The organism is Clostridium sp. D43t1_170807_H7 (assembly GCF_015555905.1).
Taxonomy (GTDB): domain Bacteria; phylum Bacillota; class Clostridia; order Clostridiales; family Clostridiaceae; genus Clostridium.
The window spans coordinates 1-17,175 of record NZ_JADNLK010000036.1 but is presented as its reverse complement, the minus strand read 5'-3'; the positions used below and the strand labels follow the sequence as shown (position 1 = coordinate 17,175).

Below are 17,175 nucleotides of genomic sequence, written 5' to 3'. Positions count from 1 at the left end.
GAACAGGCAGACGCACAGGACTTAAAATCCTGCGGTAGCGATACCGTACCGGTTCGATTCCGGTCTTCAGCACCAAAGAGATACAAAGTGATTTGTATCTCTTTTTTTACGTAAAAAATAAGTATATTAAAGAGACTTTAATTTTATTACTAAAGTAATATATAAAATTGTTTTTCTTTTACGACAAAATGTACAAACTAATTATTTAAAATACCTCTATAAAAACTTGTGTTTGCACTTAAACACAATGATTAAAGTTTCTAAAAAGAAAATAATAAAGTTTTATTTGGAAAAAAAAGGAACTGTGTCTTACGAAATAAAAAAGTAATAAACATTAATTGACATAACTCTAATTATAAAAATGATATTATTTTATTAGGAATTTTATGAGGAGAATGATAAGTATGGATTATGGTATTGAGGTGCCTAGTTATAGAAGGGTAGATAGTGAAAAAGAGAAAAAGAAATTAAACTTTGAAAATGGAATATTTGGAATGTTATTAACTATAGCTTCAGGAGCTATGCTTAGTAGAGTTGGATTTGGATTTGTAGAAGGATTATATCTAGCTCCATTTGGAATAGGATATTTTTTATCTATATCTAAAAAAAGTGATATAAAAAAGATGATTTTAATTTTTGCAGCAGTTCTAATTGGTTATTTAACTGGAGGAAGTAAGAAAATAGATATTATACTTTATATTTCTTTATCAACAGTAATATTATTATGTAAAATTGCCTGTAACACTTTACATAAGGAGTTTAGGAATGGAATTGCATTTTTATCTATTATTATAACATCATTAGCTGTAGGTTTATTAATTGGAGAGCAAAGTTTTGAAATAAATTTAGTTTTTTCTTTGGCAAAAGCGATAGTTATAATACCTGTATTTTATATACTTAATTATGCTATTGGATGTATGCAAGAAATAAATACTAATTATTTCTATTCTACAGAAGAATTAATTAGTATAGCTATATTAAGTTGTTTAGTTATAGCTGGAATAGGTAATTTTGCTATATTTGGGGTTGAAATAAGAACAATAATAGCATTGGCAATGGTCATTACAACAGCATATGCATCTGGAAGTAATACAGGTTCGATATTAGGTATAACAATGGGAATAATAATAGGAATTGCTAACAATGATTTATTAATTGCAACTACAATGTATGGTATCTGTGGACTAATCGTAGGCGTATTTAAGGAAACGGGAAAGATATTTTCTGTTTTAGCTTATTTAATATCATTATTTATGATATTAACTTATACAGGAAATATAACAATTCAATCAATTATAGAAGTTGTTGTAGCAGGTATTATTATGCTATTAATTCCTGAAAAAGCTATTAAAGAAATATTAAGAGAGCTTAATAATGAAGAAAAAAGCAAGATAATAAGCGATGCTCAAGTTGAGGGAATAAAATTAGAGTTTGTAGATAGATTAGAAGCTTTAAGAGGATCTTTAACTGCAGTTGCAACGTCTATTGAGAGTTTATCTGGTAATGAAAAATTACTTATGAAAAATAAGGGAACAGCAATGATTGAAAGCTTAGCTGATAGAGTATGTCAAGAATGTGAAATGAATAATAAATGTTGGGGAAGAGAGCTTCACAGTACTTTTTCTGATTTTGGAGAACTTATGTTAAGTTGCGAGAGTAAAAAAGTATATTTACCTAAAGACTTAAATCTAAAATGCGTGAAAAGAAGCACATTATTAAAAAGTGCTGAAGAATTATTTTCAACGTATACAGTAAATGAGGCATTAAAATCTAGGCTTATAGAGGGTAGAAGCGTTATTGCAAATCAAATAAATAATATGGCAACTACAGTTTCGAATATACTTGGAGATTTTAATAATAATGTTGATAGTTGTTTAGAAATAGATAAATTATTAAGAAAAACGCTGGTAAAGAATCAGATAAGATATGAGAATGTTTATTCATATACAGATAGAAAAGGACGTTTAAAAATAAAAATAAAAATAGATAGTTATGATGGTGAAAATTACTGTAGAAAGTCAATTATTCCTGTTATTAGTGAATTAGTAAGAACTCCTTTAAGTATAGCTGAAGATGGATGTAAGATTAATCCGGAAACAGGCGAATGTTCAATAACTATAGAGGAATCTTATAAATATAATGTATCATCATATGTATCATTTAATGTTAAGGATGGAGAAAAATATTCTGGAGATAGCTATAGTTTTGGACAAAATAAAGTTGGAGAGTATGTAACTATAGTTAGTGATGGTATGGGTTCAGGACCGGAAGCAGGCTTAGAAAGTGAAGCGGCAATAGAGTTGATAGAAAAATTTATGGAAGGGGGATTTAGTGAAACAACTATGCTTAATGCTGTAAATTCTATAATGGGAATGAAGTTTAGTGAAGATGAAAAGTTTACTACTTTAGATATGAATTCTATAGATTTATATACTGGTGAAATAGAATTTATTAAAGTTGGGGCAAGTATGAGTTTCATTAAAAGAGGAACTGAAGTTGAAGTTATTAATAGTTCATCTTTACCTTTTGGAATAGTAGATGATATAAATATTACACCTATTAAGAAAAAGGTGAAAAATGGTGACATAATAGTCACAATAAGTGATGGAGTTATAGATGTAGATAAAGGAAATATTGGAGATTACTCTTGGATAGTAGATTATTTAGAGGGAGAGAAAAATAATCCTGAGTTAATTTCTAGAGATATCTTAGAATTAGCGAAGAAAAAATGTAATGGAAGAGTTCTTGATGATATGACTATAGTTGTTTCAAAACTTTATTCTTGTTAAATAGAATTAAAATTATGCTTAAGTAGAATGTATAATTGATAATTAGTAAAGAAACACTTTATAAAGGTGCTCCATTGGAGCACTTTTATTTGATATTTAAAAAGTTTATTTAATTATGAACTTAGTACATATTGTGTTTACATTAAAAAAATGTAAATGTATTATAGAGTTATATTAAAAACAATAGGAGAATACAGGTGTTAAATAAAGTAATAAATTATATAAAAGAAAATGAGCTTATACAACAAGGTGATCAAATATTGGTTGCGTTATCTGGAGGTCCAGATTCTGTTTGCTTATTACATATATTATACAAATTAAAAGATAAATTTAATTTAAATTTAGGTGCTATTCATATAAATCATATGTTAAGAGGTGAAGAATCTGACAAGGATGAAGAATATATAGTTAAGTTATGTGATGAATTAGGAATAAAGCATTATGTAAAAAGAATAAATATAGAATATGTTGCAAAAGATTCAAATGTATCTTTAGAAGTAGCTGGAAGAAATGAAAGGTACAAAGCTTTTGAAGAAATAAGGACTAAATATGGATATAACAAGATTGCAGTAGCCCATAACGCAAATGATCAAGCGGAAACTGTATTGATGAGAGTTATGAGAGGAACAGGATTAGAAGGATTAACTGGTATAAAAGCAAAAAGAGAAGATGGAATTATTAGGCCTATATTATGCTTAAGCAGACAGGAGATTGAGGAATATTGTGAAGAAAAAAGACTTAATCCTAGAATAGATGCTAGCAATTATGAAAGAATTTATAGTAGAAATAAGGTTAGATTAGATATATTACCGTATATGAAGGAACATTTTAATAAGGATATAATTGATACACTTAATAGAATGACAATATTATTACAAAAAGATAATGAATTTATAGAAGAATATTCCAAAAAATGTTACAATATATATTGTAAAAATTATGGTGAAAAATTAAAAGTGTCACAAGAATTATTTAAAAAAGAAATGGATTCAATTATAACTAGGGTTATAATAAGAGCATTTAAGGAAATTTCTAATTCGCATCAAAATTTTGAAATGAAGCACATATATGAAATTGTTAATTTAGCAAATAAGAATACAGGAAAGAAATTAAATCTAACTAATAAAATAATATGTGAAAATTTATATGGTGATATTATTTTTACCAAGAAAGAGAAACATAAAGAAAAACTATGTGATGATTGTGAAATTAGAATAGATAAAAGTGAGATTAATAACAAAATTATTTTTGATAATTATATCATAGGTTTTGAAATAATTGAAAACAAAAATAAGGTAGAATTTTCTAAAGATAGCTTAATAAAGTTATTTGATTATGATAATATAGAAAAAGAGATTGTAATCAGATACAGAAAAGATGGAGATAAAATTGTACCTTTAGGTATGAATGGTAGTAAAAAGCTTAAGGATATTTTTATTGATTTAAAGATACCAAGGGAAAATAGAAATAATATTCCTATCTTATGTTTTGATGATAAAATTTCATGGATTGTGGGATATAAGACATCTCAATTATTTAAAGTAACAAAAGATACAAAAAAAATATTAAAAATAACATTTGACAGAAAGGAATAATGACATGTTACAAGACATAAAAGAAATATTAATTAGTGAAGAGGCTATAAATGCTAAGGTAAAAGAATTAGCAGCAAGAATTAGTGAAGACTACAAAGGAAAAGACTTATTAGTTGTTGGAGTATTAAAAGGTTCTGTAATATTCGCAGCAGAAATAATTAAAAATATAACTATACCTTGTGAGATTGATTTTATGGCAGTATCCAGTTATGGAGCATCATCAGAAACTACAGGGGTAGTTAGAATACTTAAAGACTTAGACCATGAGGTTTCTGGTAAGGATATTATTATAGTAGAAGATATAGTTGATAGTGGGGTTACATTAGATTACTTATTAAACTATTTAAAGGGTAGAAAAGCTAATTCAGTTGAAATAGTATCATTATTAACAAAGCCATCTAGAAGAAAAGTGGATATTGAATGTAAGTATATTGGATTTGAAACTCCAGATGAATTTTTAGTTGGATATGGACTTGATTTTGCTGAAAAGTATAGAAACTTACCTTTTGTAGGGGTATTAAAAAGAGAAGTTTATGAAAAATAATTAAAATTAATATTTTAAAAATAAATATATAAAGAAAGGGGGGCCTTGAATGAAGAAGTATTCAAGTGCTACTGTATGGATAATAGCTATAATATTATTATTTTTTGCTGCATCATTTCTTTTAAGGGGAGAAAGTAGTCCTGATAGAATAGTATTTAGTGATTTCCAACAAAAATGGATAAACAACGAAATTGAAAGTATAAAAGTAGATCCTGATAAGATGATTGTAACAGGGCAAACAAGAGATGATAAAAACTTTACAGTATATGCACCAGATTCTATGGTGGAAATGTTAAATAGTCAATATGCAAAAAATGATGTTAAGATAGAGTATGTTGCACCATCTAACAACAGTGTATGGCTTAGTATAATACCGAGTGTTTTAATAATAATATTGTTTTTAGTATTTATTTTCTTCTTTACACAACAATCACAAGGTGGTAGTAGTGGAAAGGGTGTAATGAACTTTGGAAAAAGTAGAGCCAAAATGATGTCTCCAGATGCAAAAAGAGTAACTTTTGATGATGTTGCTGGAGCGGATGAAGAAAAAGCAGAACTAGAAGAGATTGTTGATTTCTTAAAGGCACCATCTAGATATACTGAAATGGGAGCTAGAATACCAAAAGGTGTTCTACTAGTAGGTCCTCCTGGAACAGGTAAAACTTTACTTGCAAAAGCTATTGCAGGAGAAGCTGGAGTTCCATTCTTCAGTATTTCTGGTTCAGATTTTGTTGAAATGTTTGTTGGTGTTGGGGCATCAAGAGTTAGAGATTTATTTGAGCAGGCAAAGAAAAATTCACCTGCATTAATATTTATAGATGAAATTGATGCTGTAGGTAGACAAAGAGGTGCTGGCCTTGGTGGAGGTCATGATGAAAGAGAGCAAACACTTAATCAATTACTAGTTGAGATGGATGGATTTGGAGCTAATGAAGGTATAATAATGATTGCTGCTACAAATAGACCAGACATACTTGATCCAGCATTATTAAGACCAGGTAGATTTGATAGACAAATAGTTGTTCAAAGACCAGATAGAAAAGGAAGAGAAGCTGTATTACAAGTTCATACACATAAGAAACCTTTAGAAGTTGATGTAAGTTTAGAAGTTTTAGCTAAGAGAACTCCAGGATTTAGTGGAGCTGACTTAGAAAATTTAGCTAATGAAGCTGCACTTTTAGCTGTTAGAAAAAATAAAAAAGCTATAGGAATGGAAGAGTTTGAAGAAGCAATAACTAGAGTTATTGCTGGTCCAGAAAAGAAGAGTAGAACTATTAGTGAACATGATAGAAAGCTTACTGCTTATCATGAAGCAGGGCATGCAGTGGTTATGAAGTGTTTAAAACATTCAGATCCAGTTCATGAAATAAGTATTATACCAAGAGGTATGGCTGGTGGTTATACTATGCACTTGCCTACAGAAGATAGAGCTTATACTTCTAAAGAAAAGTTACAAGATGAAATGGTAGGACTTTTAGGTGGAAGAGTTGCCGAAAAATTAATCTTAGGTGATATAAGTACTGGTGCTAAAAATGATATTGACAGAGCAAGTTCAATAGCTAGAGCTATGGTTATGGAGTATGGAATGAGTGAGAAAATTGGAACTATTTCATATGGATCTGATAATAATGAAGTATTTTTAGGTAGAGATCTTGGTAGAGGAAGAAACTTTAGTGAAGAAATTGGTGCTGAAATAGATAAAGAAGTTAAAAAGTTTATTGAAGTAGCATATGAAAGAGCTGAAGAACTTTTAAAGACAAATATAAATAAGCTTCATGCAGTAGCAAAAGAACTATTAGATAAAGAAAAAATTGATGGTAAAGAATTTGAAATGATATTTGATGCAAACTAAGAAGTAGCCGAAAGGCTACTTTTTTAGTTAGTAGTTTAATTAAAATACGAATTTAATATTAAAACAAATAATAATAGTTAACAATAAACACGAATTATTATTATTAAATAAATAAAAATGTTCGAATTGTGTTTAAAAAAGAAATTTATGGTGATATAATTAGATATATTTAAAATTTAAAATATTAAGGGAGTTTATTATATGAAAAGTGATATTCAAATAGCACAAGAGGCAAAAATGGAGCCTATAGTAAAGATTGCTGAAAAATTAAATTTAAGTGAGGACGATATAGAACTTTACGGAAAATATAAATGTAAGATTTCTTTAGATGTACTAAATAATAATAAAAATAAGAAAGATGGAAAATTAGTTCTTGTCACGGCGATAAATCCTACGCCTGCTGGAGAAGGAAAATCTACAGTTACAGTAGGACTAGGGCAAGCTTTATGTAAAACTGGTAAGAAAGCTGTAATAGCTTTAAGAGAACCATCTTTAGGACCTGTATTTGGAGTAAAAGGAGGCGCAGCTGGTGGTGGATATGCGCAAGTTGTTCCAATGGAAGATATAAATTTACATTTTACAGGCGACATGCATGCTATTACTACAGCAAATAATTTATTATGTGCTGCTATAGATAATCATATTCACCAAGGAAATGTTCTTAGAATAGATTCAAGAAGAATTATATTTAAAAGAGTTATGGATATGAATGACAGAGCATTAAGAAATATAGTTGTAGGTATGGGAGGCAAAGTTAATGGATTCTTAAGAGAAGATGGATTCATGATAACTGTTGCTTCTGAAATAATGGCCATTCTTTGTTTAGCTACAAGTTTATCAGACTTAAAGGAAAGAATGGGTAACATATTAATTGCGTATGATTTAGATGGAAATCCAGTATATGCAAAGCAATTAGAAGTTCAAGGGGCAATGGCATTATTAATGAAAGATGCTGTTAAGCCTAATCTAGTTCAAACTTTAGAAAATACACCGGCTATAATCCATGGAGGACCATTTGCAAATATTGCTCATGGTTGTAATTCTATAGTTGCAACAAAGATGGCATTAAAATTAGGTGATGTTGTTGTTACTGAAGGAGGATTTGGTGCTGATTTAGGGGCTGAAAAATTCTTAGATATAAAATGTAGATATGGTAATTTAACTCCAAACTGTGTAGTTATCGTTGCTACCATGAGAGCTTTAAAGCATCATGGAGGGGTTAAAAAGGAAGAATTAAATACACCAAATGTAGAGGCGTTAGCTAAAGGAATAGTTAATTTAGAGAAGCAAATAGAAAATATGAAGAAGTATAATGTACCAGTTGTAGTTGCTATTAATAAGTTTGTAACAGATTCTGATGAAGAGATACAATTCATTAAAGAGTTCTGTGCAAAGCTAGGAGTAAAAGTAGCTTTAAGTGATGTTTGGGCTAAAGGTGGAGAAGGTGGATTAGAATTAGCTAATATAGTAAATGAAGTATTAGATAATGAAGAGTCTAATTTCAAAGTGTTATATGATGAGAAAGATACTATTAAGGATAAAATTTTAACTATTGCCAAGGAAATATACGGAGCAAAAAATGTTTTATATACACCTGCAGCAAGTAGACAAATTGCAGAGCTTGAGAGATTTGAATTAGATAAGTTACCTATTTGTATGGCTAAAACTCAATATTCATTATCAGATAACCCAGCACTATTAGGAAGACCTGAAAATTTTGATATAACAGTTAAAGAAGTTAGAGTATCAAATGGTGCAGGATTTATAGTTGTTTTAACTGGAGATATAATGACAATGCCAGGTTTACCAAAAGTTCCAGCAGCTAATAGAATGGATATTCTAGAAAATGGAGAGATTGTAGGATTATTTTAATTTTTAAAATTTACAACACTTGACAAATAGTATGTAATTGTTAAAATTAAAGTATTAGTTTTAATTACTGTTTAATATTACGATAAAAGCAGCTTTAGGGCTGCTTTAATTATGTTAAGGTGGTGCGTTTATGATTCTACTGGTAGATGTGGGGAATACCAATATAGTTATAGGAGTTTATAAAGATAATGATTATATAGCTGGTTGGAGAATTTCTACGGATTCCAAAAAAACTTCAGATGAATATGGGATACAAATGATACAGTTATTCAATCAAAATGATTTAAATCCAAAAGAAGTTAAAGGAATAATAATATCTTCTGTTGTACCTAATATAATGCATTCTTTAGAGAATATGATGAAAAAGAGTTTTAATATAGACCCTATAATCGTTGGACCGGGAGTGAAAACAGGTATAAATATTAAGTATGATAACCCTAAGGAAGTAGGAGCAGATAGAATAGTAAATGCAGTTGCTGCTCATGAAATATATAGAAGAGACGTAATAATTATTGATTTTGGTACAGCTACTACTTATTGTGCAGTCACTGAAGGTGGTAATTATTTAGGTGGATGTATTTGTCCGGGTGTAAGAATATCTTCAGATGCTTTAGTTGAAAGAGCAGCAAAACTACCAAGGGTAGAGTTAGAATTACCAAAAAGTATAATATGTAAAAATACAGTTTCAAGTATGCAAGCTGGTATATTGTATGGATATATAGGGCAAGTAGAATATATAGTTAATAAAATAAAGAGTGAAATGGTTGCAATGGGGCTTGAAAATCCATATGTAATTGCAACGGGAGGATTAGCTAATTTAATAGCAAAGTCAACAAAGGTAATAGATAAAGTTGATTCTAGCTTAACATTAGAGGGGTTAAGAATAATATATGATAAAAATAAGGAGTAAATAAATGAAAATAGGAAACCTTAATTTTGAAAAAAGTGTTTTCTTAGCACCTATGGCAGGAGTTACTGATATTTCTTTTAGAGGATTATGCAAAGAAATGGGATGTGGATTAGTTTATACTGAAATGGTAAGTGCGAAAGCATTATATTATGGTAGTGAAAATACACAAGCACTTCTAAGAATAGCTGATGAAGAAAAACCAGTAGCAGCTCAAATTTTTGGGAATGATCCTAAAATAATGGCTGAAGTAGTACAAAGTCATTTTAATAGAATGGACGATATATGTATTTTAGACATTAATATGGGATGCCCAGCACCTAAGATAACAAAAAATGGTGAAGGATCAGCATTAATGTTAAATCCTAAATTGGCTGGAGAAATAGTAAGCGAAATAAAGCAAGTTTCAAATAAGCCAGTTACAGTTAAATTTAGAAAAGGATATGATGATGATAATATTAATGCAGTAGAATTTGCAAAGATTATGGAGTATTCAGGAGCAGATGCAATTGCTATTCATGGAAGAACTAAAAAGCAAATGTATGAAGGTAAGGCAGATTGGGATATAATAGGTAAAGTAAAGAAAGCTGTTTCAATTCCTGTTATAGGCAATGGAGATGTATTTACACCAGAAGATGCTTTAAGAATGAAAGAAATAACTGACTGTGATGCAATAATGATTGCAAGAGGAAGTATGGGGAATCCATGGATATTTAATCAAATAGAAAGAGTACTAAATGGTAAAGAAATATTGCCTATTAGTGCAGAAGAAAAGATTAATATGTGCTTAAGACATTATGAGTTAGCAATTAAATATGACGGTGAGTTTAAAGCTGTTAGAGAAATGAGAAAGCATACATCATGGTATCTAAAAGGATTGCCAAAAAGTAGTGAAATTAGAAATGTGGTAAATGGCTTATCTACAACACAAGAAGTGATTAGTATATTACAAAGCTACAAAGAAGAATTAAGAGATTTATGCTTATAGAGATGTATTATCTATTATTAATAATATAGTAATATAGGAGTGTTTAAAATACTTAGTTATTTTATTGACAGATGAAATAGCCTGATTTATAATATTTAAAATGATTTTAAGATTACTAAGCTTTTGTATTTAATATATGAATACGGTTAAGCTTTGAAGGGGAGAAAGATATGAGTCAATCAAAAAAATTTATAATGACTTACGAAGGTGTTAAAAAACTTGAAGAGGAATTAGAATACTTAAAAACAGTAAAAAGAAAAGAGATTACAGAGAAAATAAAAGTAGCTTTAGGATATGGGGATTTAAGTGAAAATTCTGAGTATGATGAAGCTAAAAACGACCAAGCCTTTACTGAAGGAAGAATAATTCAATTAGAGAACATGTTAAAAAATGCTGTAGTTGTTGATGAAAGTGAAATTCCAAAAGATAAGGTTTCAGTAGGATCAATAGTTAAAGTTATGGATTACGAATTTGATGAAGAAGTTGAATATACAATAGTTGGTTCAGCAGAAGCAGATCCAATGAATTTTAAAATATCAAATGAATCACCAGTAGGTAGTGCGTTAATAGGAAAGAAAGTTGGAGATGTAGTAGAAGTTGCAGTTCCAAGTGGAGTAAGTAAGTTTGAAATCTTAGAAATAAGAAGAGACTAATTGGAGGTATAGTGAATGTCAACTGAAGAAATGAACATGCAAGAACTAGAGTCACAATTCAATGAACAAGAAAGATTAAGAAGAGAGAAGCTAGTTCAATTACAACAAGAGGGAAAGGATCCTTTTGATGTATATAAAGTTAATAGAACACATAGTTCACAACAAGTTAAAGATAACTTTGAAACTTTAGAAGGTAAAGAAGTTACTGTTGCTGGTAGAATTATGTCTAAGAGAGGACAAGGAAAAGTTGTTTTCTCTGATATACATGATAGAGATGGAAAAATTCAATTATTCATAAAGATTGATGAAGTTGGAGAAGAGGCTTTAAAACAATACAAGACTAATGATTTAGGTGATTGGGTTGCTTGTACTGGTGAAGTATTTAAGACTAAAACAGGAGAAATATCTGTTAAGGCTAAAACTTTAGAATTAATATGTAAGGCTTTAAAACCACTTCCAGAAAAATGGCATGGATTAAAGGATCCTGATTTAAGATATAGACAAAGGGAAGTAGATATCATAACTAATCCAGAAGTTAAAACTACTTTCATGAAGAGAAGTCAAATAATAAAAGGAATAAGAGAATTCCTAGACAATAGAGGATTCTTAGAAGTTGAAACTCCAATGCTTGCTACTATAGCTGGTGGAGCTTCTGCTAGACCATTTATAACTCATCACAATACATTAGATTTAGATATGTTCTTAAGAATAGCTCCAGAGTTATACTTAAAGAGATGTATTGTTGCTGGATTTGAAAAAGTTTATGAATTAGGAAGAACTTTCAGAAATGAAGGTATGTCAGTAAGACATAATCCTGAATTTACTATGATAGAGTTATATCAAGCATTTGCTGATTATAATGATATGATGGAATTAACAGAAAATATGGTAGCTGAAGTATGTAAGAAAGTTAATGGAACTACTAAGGTTACTTATCAAGGAACTGAAATTGATTTTATGCCACCATGGAGAAGAATTACTATGGTTGATGCTGTTAAAGAGTATGCAGGAGTAGATTTCAAAGAGATTTCATCTAATGAAGAAGCTCAAGCTATAGCTAAAGAAAAGCACTTAGAGTTCCCAAAACCATTAAATACTGTAACTAAGGGTGAAGTATTAAATGCATTATATGAAGAATTCTGTGAAGAGCATATGATTCAACCAACATTTATTATAGATTACCCAGTAGAAATTTCACCTCTTACAAAGAAGAAGAGAGGAGACGAAATGTTTACTGAAAGATTTGAAGGATTTGTATTTGGTAGAGAATTATGTAATGCATATTCTGAATTAAATGATCCAATCGTTCAAAGAGAAAGATTCGCTCAACAAGAAAAGGAAAGAGAACTTGGTGATGATGAAGCTTATATGATAGATGAAGAGTTCATGAGCGCATTAGAAACAGGTATGCCACCAACAGGTGGATTAGGAATAGGAATAGATAGATTAGTAATGTTCTTAACTGATTCAGCATCAATAAGAGACGTTATATTATTCCCAACAATGAAACCACAAAACTAATTAAAACCACCGAAAGGTGGTTTTTTTATTATTACTTAAATAAAGTGTAGTTAAGAGATGAATTTAATGGGGTTAAATTAGGTATAAAACATACATTTTACAGGCTTTGTAATGAATTTTTGTCTTATAAAAAGAAATAATAAATAAAAAATAAAAAAAATAGAAAAAAAGTGTTGCATTTTATATAAAAGCTGATATAATAAATTATGCAATGACATTCCGCGATAGCTCAATGGTGGAGCACTCGGCTGTTAACCGATAGGCTGGAGGTTCGAGTCCTCTTCGCGGAGCCATTTTAAATTTCATTGCTGCAATAATATTCCGCGATAGCTCAATGGTGGAGCACTCGGCTGTTAACCGATAGGCTGGAGGTTCGAGTCCTCTTCGCGGAGCCACTTTAAATTTCATTGTTGCAATAATATTCCGCGATAGCTCAATGGTGGAGCACTCGGCTGTTAACCGATAGGCTGGAGGTTCGAGTCCTCTTCGCGGAGCCATTTTTATTTTAAAAGAGTTTTGTAGGAGCAGATAATGTCTGTTGATACAAAACTCTTTTTTTATAAATATATAAACAAGATAAGAGAAAATTACTTTTATGTTATATGAAAAGATAATGAAAAACACATTGTAATTTAGCTTGACATATAAAGGGCATTTGATAAAATTAATATATATAAAATTTAATAAACATGTTGAGAAAGAAAAGTAGTTTTAATATTCTTTTTAGAGAGATGATGGTAGGTGAAAATCATTAGGAAGTTAAAACGAAGGGAGCTTTTGAGTGTTAATTTAGAAAGTTGGGCTTTAGCCAAGAAGGGTGGAACCGCGGAATTTATTTTCGTCCCTTTATGGTTATAAGGCTTTTTTTATTATAAAAAATATTTAGGAGGATTAAAAATGGCAGTAGAAAAGACTATGGATAAAATCGTTGCTTTATGTAAAAGCAGAGGTTTTATATTCCCAGGATCAGAAATATACGGAGGACTTGCTAACTCATGGGATTACGGTCCGTTAGGAGTAGAATTTAAAAATAATGTTAAAAAGGCTTGGTGGAAAAAGTTTGTTCAAGAAAGTCCTTATAATGTAGGAGTAGATTGTGCAATATTAATGAATCCGGAAGTTTGGGTTGCATCAGGGCACGTTGGTGGATTCTCAGATCCTTTAATGGATTGTAAAGAATGTAAATCAAGATTTAGAGCTGATAAGTTAGTTGAAGACCATATGACTGAAACTGGTGTAGAAGTTGCTTGTGCTGATGGATGGACTAATGAAGAGTTAATGGAATACATAACTAAGAACAATATTGTTTGTCCTAAGTGTGGAAAAATGAACTATACTGATATAAGAAAGTTTAACTTAATGTTTAAGACATTCCAAGGAATAACTGAAGATTCAGCTAGTACAGTATATTTAAGACCAGAAACAGCACAAGGTATATTTGTTAATTTCAAATCAGTTCAAAGAACTTCAAGAAAGAAAGTACCATTCGGTATAGCTCAAATTGGTAAGTCTTTCAGAAATGAAATTACTCCAGGAAACTTTACTTTCAGAACAAGAGAGTTCGAACAAATGGAATTAGAGTTCTTCTGTAAACCAGGTACAGATTTAGAATGGTTTGGATATTGGAAAGATTATTGCTGGAACTTCTTATTAAACTTAGGAGTTAATGCCGAATCTCTAAGAATGAGAGATCACGGTGAAGAAGAATTATCATTCTATTCAAATGCTACATCAGATATAGAATATTTATTCCCATTTGGTTGGGGAGAACTTTGGGGAATAGCTGATAGAACAGATTATGACTTAAAGAAGCATGCTGAACATTCAGGAACAGATATGACATATCTAGATCCAACAACTAATGAAAAATATATACCATATTGTATAGAACCATCATTAGGTGCTGATAGAGTTGCATTAGCATTTTTAGTTGATGCTTATGATGAAGAGGAACTAGAGGGTGGAGATGTAAGAACAGTTATGCATTTACATCCAGCACTAGCTCCATATAAAGCTGCTGTATTACCATTATCTAAGAAATTATCAGAAAAAGCTGATGAGGTATATTCAATGTTAGCTAAGAACTTCAATATTGAATATGATGAGACAGGAAGTATTGGTAAGAGATATAGAAGACAAGATGAAATAGGAACACCATTCTGTATAACAGTTGATTTTGAAACTGAAAATGATGGATGTGTTACTATAAGACATAGAGATTCAATGACTCAAGAAAGAGTTAAAATAGAAGAATTAAATGACTTTATAGCTAAGAGCTTAGAGTTTTAAGATTTAAAAGCGATAATAAAATATATTTAACTAAAGAGGTTGACAGTTGATTTTAAGTCAACCTCTTTTATTAATAGAATATACGAATTTATAATGATATAATTATTTATATATTTGGAGAGAATGGATAATAAATTAAAATGTAAAATATATGTATGGAGGCAATTAATGAAAGATTTTTGTGATTTTAAAAAATTTATTAATGGCAAAGAAGTTGCTGTTGTAGGAATAGGTGTAAGTAATATACCGTTAATAAACTTTCTAGTTAAATTAGGTGCAAGAGTAACTGCTTTTGATATGAAGAATGAAGAACAATTAGGTGATATTGCCACTAACTTTAAATCAAAGGGAGTTAAATTAGAGTTAGGAGAAGGTTATTTAGATAAATTAACTGGATTTGAAGTTATATTTAAAACACCTTCAATGAGAATAGATTGTGATGCTTTAATAAGAGCAAAGCAAGAAGGAGCTTATATAACATCTGAGATGGAAGAGTTCGTTAGATATTGTAAAGGCAAGATTTATGGAATAACAGGATCAGATGGTAAAACTACAACCACAACCATAATATCTAAATTATTAGAAGCTCAAGGATATAAAACTTGGGTAGGGGGGAATATAGGAACACCTCTATTTTCTAATATAGAAGAAATAGAAGAGGATCATATGGTGGTTTTAGAGTTATCAAGTTTTCAACTTATGACTATGAATTTGCCAGTTGAAGTAGCTGTTGTTACGAATTTAGCACCAAATCATTTAGATATGCACAAAGATATGCAAGAGTATATAGATGCAAAGAAAAATATATTCTTATATCAAAGTAGTGATAATGTTTTAGTTTTAAATAGAGAAAATGATATAACTTATGGATTTGAGAGAGAATCAAAAGCAGAAATAAGAGAATTTTCTTCAAAGAGAATACTTAATCATGGAGCATACTTTAATGAAGGCGTATTATATCTGGATGGAAATGCAGTTTGTAAAAAAGATGATATAGTTATTAAAGGTATGCATAATGTAGAGAATTATTTAGCTGCTTTTACGGCGACTAAAGATGATGTAACAATTGAAACTATGAAAAAGGTTGCGGAAAGTTTTGCTGGAGTTGAACATAGATGTGAGTTAGTAAGAGAAATTGATGGCGTAAAGTATTATAATGACTCTATTGCATCTAGTCCAACTAGAACTCTTGCTGGTTTATTTGCTTTTGAAAGAAAAGTAATATTAATAGCAGGTGGTTATGATAAACATATACCATTTGAGCCTTTAGCTGAAGAAGGATATCCTTATATAAAAGAATTGATACTTTTAGGGGATACTAAATATTTAATAAAAGAAGCTTTTGAGAAATTAAAATTAGAGAAAAATATAAATGTTCCAATTATTATGGTAGATTCTTTAGAGGAAGCTGTTAATAAAGCAAAAGAAATAGCGCAAGATGGAGATGTTGTAACTTTATCACCAGCGTGTGCGTCATTTGATATGTTCCCTAATTTTGCAGTAAGAGGGAATAGATTTAAGGAAATAATAAATAGTTTATAGAAAAAATGATGATTTTTTAAATTAAATATTAACAAAAAAAGAAGTAAGGTTTTGATCTTGCTTCTTTTTTTGTTTGGATATTTAGGTTTTTATTGAAATTGTTTATGTAAAGAAAGAAGCTATTAGTTGATTCGAATATATGTAATTAATATATTTTTAGTGGAAAATTGAGAGTTTTTTGCTAAAAAAGGTATCAACATATCCTAGAGTATCACTATAAGAAAAAAAGAGAAAAAAAGAGAAAAAAGGAGAAATAATAGAATAAAATTTATAAAATAGAATAAAATATTTGTTTTCACATTATTAAACATGTTAATATAAAACACGTCGTCGGGAGCAAATAACAAGTTTGAAGAAAGACGGTGGGTTAACAACACAAAATAAACTTAAAAAAGTTTTAAAAAAAAGTGTTGACAACCAAAAAGATAAATGATATTATGAATAAGCAGTCAAGTTGATTGCGAAATGATCTTTGAAAATTGAACAGAATATAAATTAAGTAACCAGCAATTCTTTTGAGAGTCTTAAAAAATAAAGACTCAAAGTAATTTGAGCAAATGATTAAACTTTTTAGTGAGAGTTTGATCCTGGCTCAGGACGAACGCTGGCGGCGTGCCTAACAC

The 17,175-nt window shown here is 29.8% G+C and carries 11 protein-coding genes, 3 tRNA genes and 1 other annotated feature; all 14 genes read left to right on the top strand.

The genetic code is table 11. The features are described 5' to 3' along the window. Nucleotides 1–404 precede the first annotated feature (404 nt). The 14 genes from spoIIE (at nucleotide 405) to murD (ending at nucleotide 16,552) form a co-directional block, all read left to right on the top strand. A complete protein-coding gene (gene spoIIE / locus I2E98_RS14650; RefSeq protein WP_195469621.1) occupies nucleotides 405–2,789 on the top strand; it encodes a stage II sporulation protein E in 2,385 nt (794 codons plus the stop codon). A gap of 197 nt (nucleotides 2,790–2,986) precedes the next feature. Beyond that, entirely contained in the window at nucleotides 2,987–4,384 is a 1,398-nt protein-coding gene (gene tilS / locus I2E98_RS14645) for a tRNA lysidine(34) synthetase TilS (RefSeq protein ID WP_195469620.1), read from the top strand. A gap of 4 nt (nucleotides 4,385–4,388) precedes the next feature. After that, on the top strand, nucleotides 4,389–4,928 hold the full coding sequence (gene hpt / locus I2E98_RS14640; RefSeq protein WP_195469619.1) for a hypoxanthine phosphoribosyltransferase: 540 nt from the start codon (nucleotides 4,389–4,391) through the stop codon (nucleotides 4,926–4,928). A 49-nt stretch (nucleotides 4,929–4,977) separates the two neighbouring features. Next, a complete protein-coding gene (gene ftsH / locus I2E98_RS14635) occupies nucleotides 4,978–6,780 on the top strand; it encodes an ATP-dependent zinc metalloprotease FtsH (RefSeq protein ID WP_195469618.1) in 1,803 nt (600 codons plus the stop codon). A 201-nt stretch (nucleotides 6,781–6,981) separates the two neighbouring features. Further along, nucleotides 6,982–8,652, top strand: a complete 1,671-nt coding sequence (locus tag I2E98_RS14630) for a formate--tetrahydrofolate ligase (RefSeq protein WP_195469617.1) — start codon at nucleotides 6,982–6,984, stop codon at nucleotides 8,650–8,652. Between the two features lie 130 nt (nucleotides 8,653–8,782). Further along, nucleotides 8,783–9,562, top strand: a complete 780-nt coding sequence (locus tag I2E98_RS14625; RefSeq protein WP_195469616.1) for a type III pantothenate kinase — start codon at nucleotides 8,783–8,785, stop codon at nucleotides 9,560–9,562. Nucleotides 9,563–9,566: 4 nt separating this feature from the next. After that, complete coding sequence (gene dusB, locus I2E98_RS14620; RefSeq protein ID WP_195469615.1) at nucleotides 9,567–10,547, top strand: tRNA dihydrouridine synthase DusB; 981 nt, start codon at nucleotides 9,567–9,569, stop codon at nucleotides 10,545–10,547. A 170-nt stretch (nucleotides 10,548–10,717) separates the two neighbouring features. Further along, entirely contained in the window at nucleotides 10,718–11,200 is a 483-nt protein-coding gene (gene greA / locus I2E98_RS14615; protein WP_195469614.1) for a transcription elongation factor GreA, read from the top strand. 15 nt (nucleotides 11,201–11,215) lie between these two features. Continuing rightward, nucleotides 11,216–12,721 carry a lysine--tRNA ligase gene (lysS, locus tag I2E98_RS14610; protein ID WP_195469613.1) on the top strand — a complete coding sequence of 502 codons (1,506 nt, stop codon included), beginning with the start codon at nucleotides 11,216–11,218 and terminating at the stop codon, nucleotides 12,719–12,721. Between the two features lie 218 nt (nucleotides 12,722–12,939). Further along, a tRNA-Asn gene (locus I2E98_RS14605) sits at nucleotides 12,940–13,014 on the top strand. A 27-nt stretch (nucleotides 13,015–13,041) separates the two neighbouring features. Further along, nucleotides 13,042–13,116: transfer RNA gene (locus I2E98_RS14600), tRNA-Asn, on the top strand. Nucleotides 13,117–13,143: 27 nt separating this feature from the next. Continuing rightward, nucleotides 13,144–13,218: transfer RNA gene (locus tag I2E98_RS14595), tRNA-Asn, on the top strand. Between the two features lie 186 nt (nucleotides 13,219–13,404). Further along, nucleotides 13,405–13,570: a binding site (T-box leader), on the top strand. Between the two features lie 48 nt (nucleotides 13,571–13,618). Continuing rightward, nucleotides 13,619–15,010: a glycine--tRNA ligase gene (locus I2E98_RS14590; RefSeq protein ID WP_195469612.1), complete on the top strand. Its 1,392-nt coding sequence runs from the start codon at nucleotides 13,619–13,621 to the stop codon at nucleotides 15,008–15,010. A gap of 168 nt (nucleotides 15,011–15,178) precedes the next feature. Continuing rightward, the gene (gene murD, locus I2E98_RS14585; RefSeq protein ID WP_243251211.1) at nucleotides 15,179–16,552 is read left to right on the top strand and encodes a UDP-N-acetylmuramoyl-L-alanine--D-glutamate ligase; all 1,374 of its coding nucleotides are present in this window, start codon (nucleotides 15,179–15,181) and stop codon (nucleotides 16,550–16,552) included. Nucleotides 16,553–17,175 lie beyond the last annotated feature (623 nt).

Bases quoted from the DNA above. Each gene is read 5' to 3' on its own strand.
- spoIIE (WP_195469621.1), top strand. From the start codon at position 405: ATGGATTATGGTATTGAGGTGCCTAGTTATAGAAGGGTAGATAGTGAA.
- hpt (WP_195469619.1), top strand. From the start codon at position 4,389: ATGTTACAAGACATAAAAGAAATATTAATTAGTGAAGAGGCTATAAAT.
- ftsH (WP_195469618.1), top strand. From the start codon at position 4,978: ATGAAGAAGTATTCAAGTGCTACTGTATGGATAATAGCTATAATATTA.
- I2E98_RS14630 (WP_195469617.1), top strand. From the start codon at position 6,982: ATGAAAAGTGATATTCAAATAGCACAAGAGGCAAAAATGGAGCCTATA.
- I2E98_RS14625 (WP_195469616.1), top strand. From the start codon at position 8,783: ATGATTCTACTGGTAGATGTGGGGAATACCAATATAGTTATAGGAGTT.
- dusB (WP_195469615.1), top strand. From the start codon at position 9,567: ATGAAAATAGGAAACCTTAATTTTGAAAAAAGTGTTTTCTTAGCACCT.
- greA (WP_195469614.1), top strand. From the start codon at position 10,718: ATGAGTCAATCAAAAAAATTTATAATGACTTACGAAGGTGTTAAAAAA.
- lysS (WP_195469613.1), top strand. From the start codon at position 11,216: ATGTCAACTGAAGAAATGAACATGCAAGAACTAGAGTCACAATTCAAT.
- I2E98_RS14590 (WP_195469612.1), top strand. From the start codon at position 13,619: ATGGCAGTAGAAAAGACTATGGATAAAATCGTTGCTTTATGTAAAAGC.
- murD (WP_243251211.1), top strand. From the start codon at position 15,179: ATGAAAGATTTTTGTGATTTTAAAAAATTTATTAATGGCAAAGAAGTT.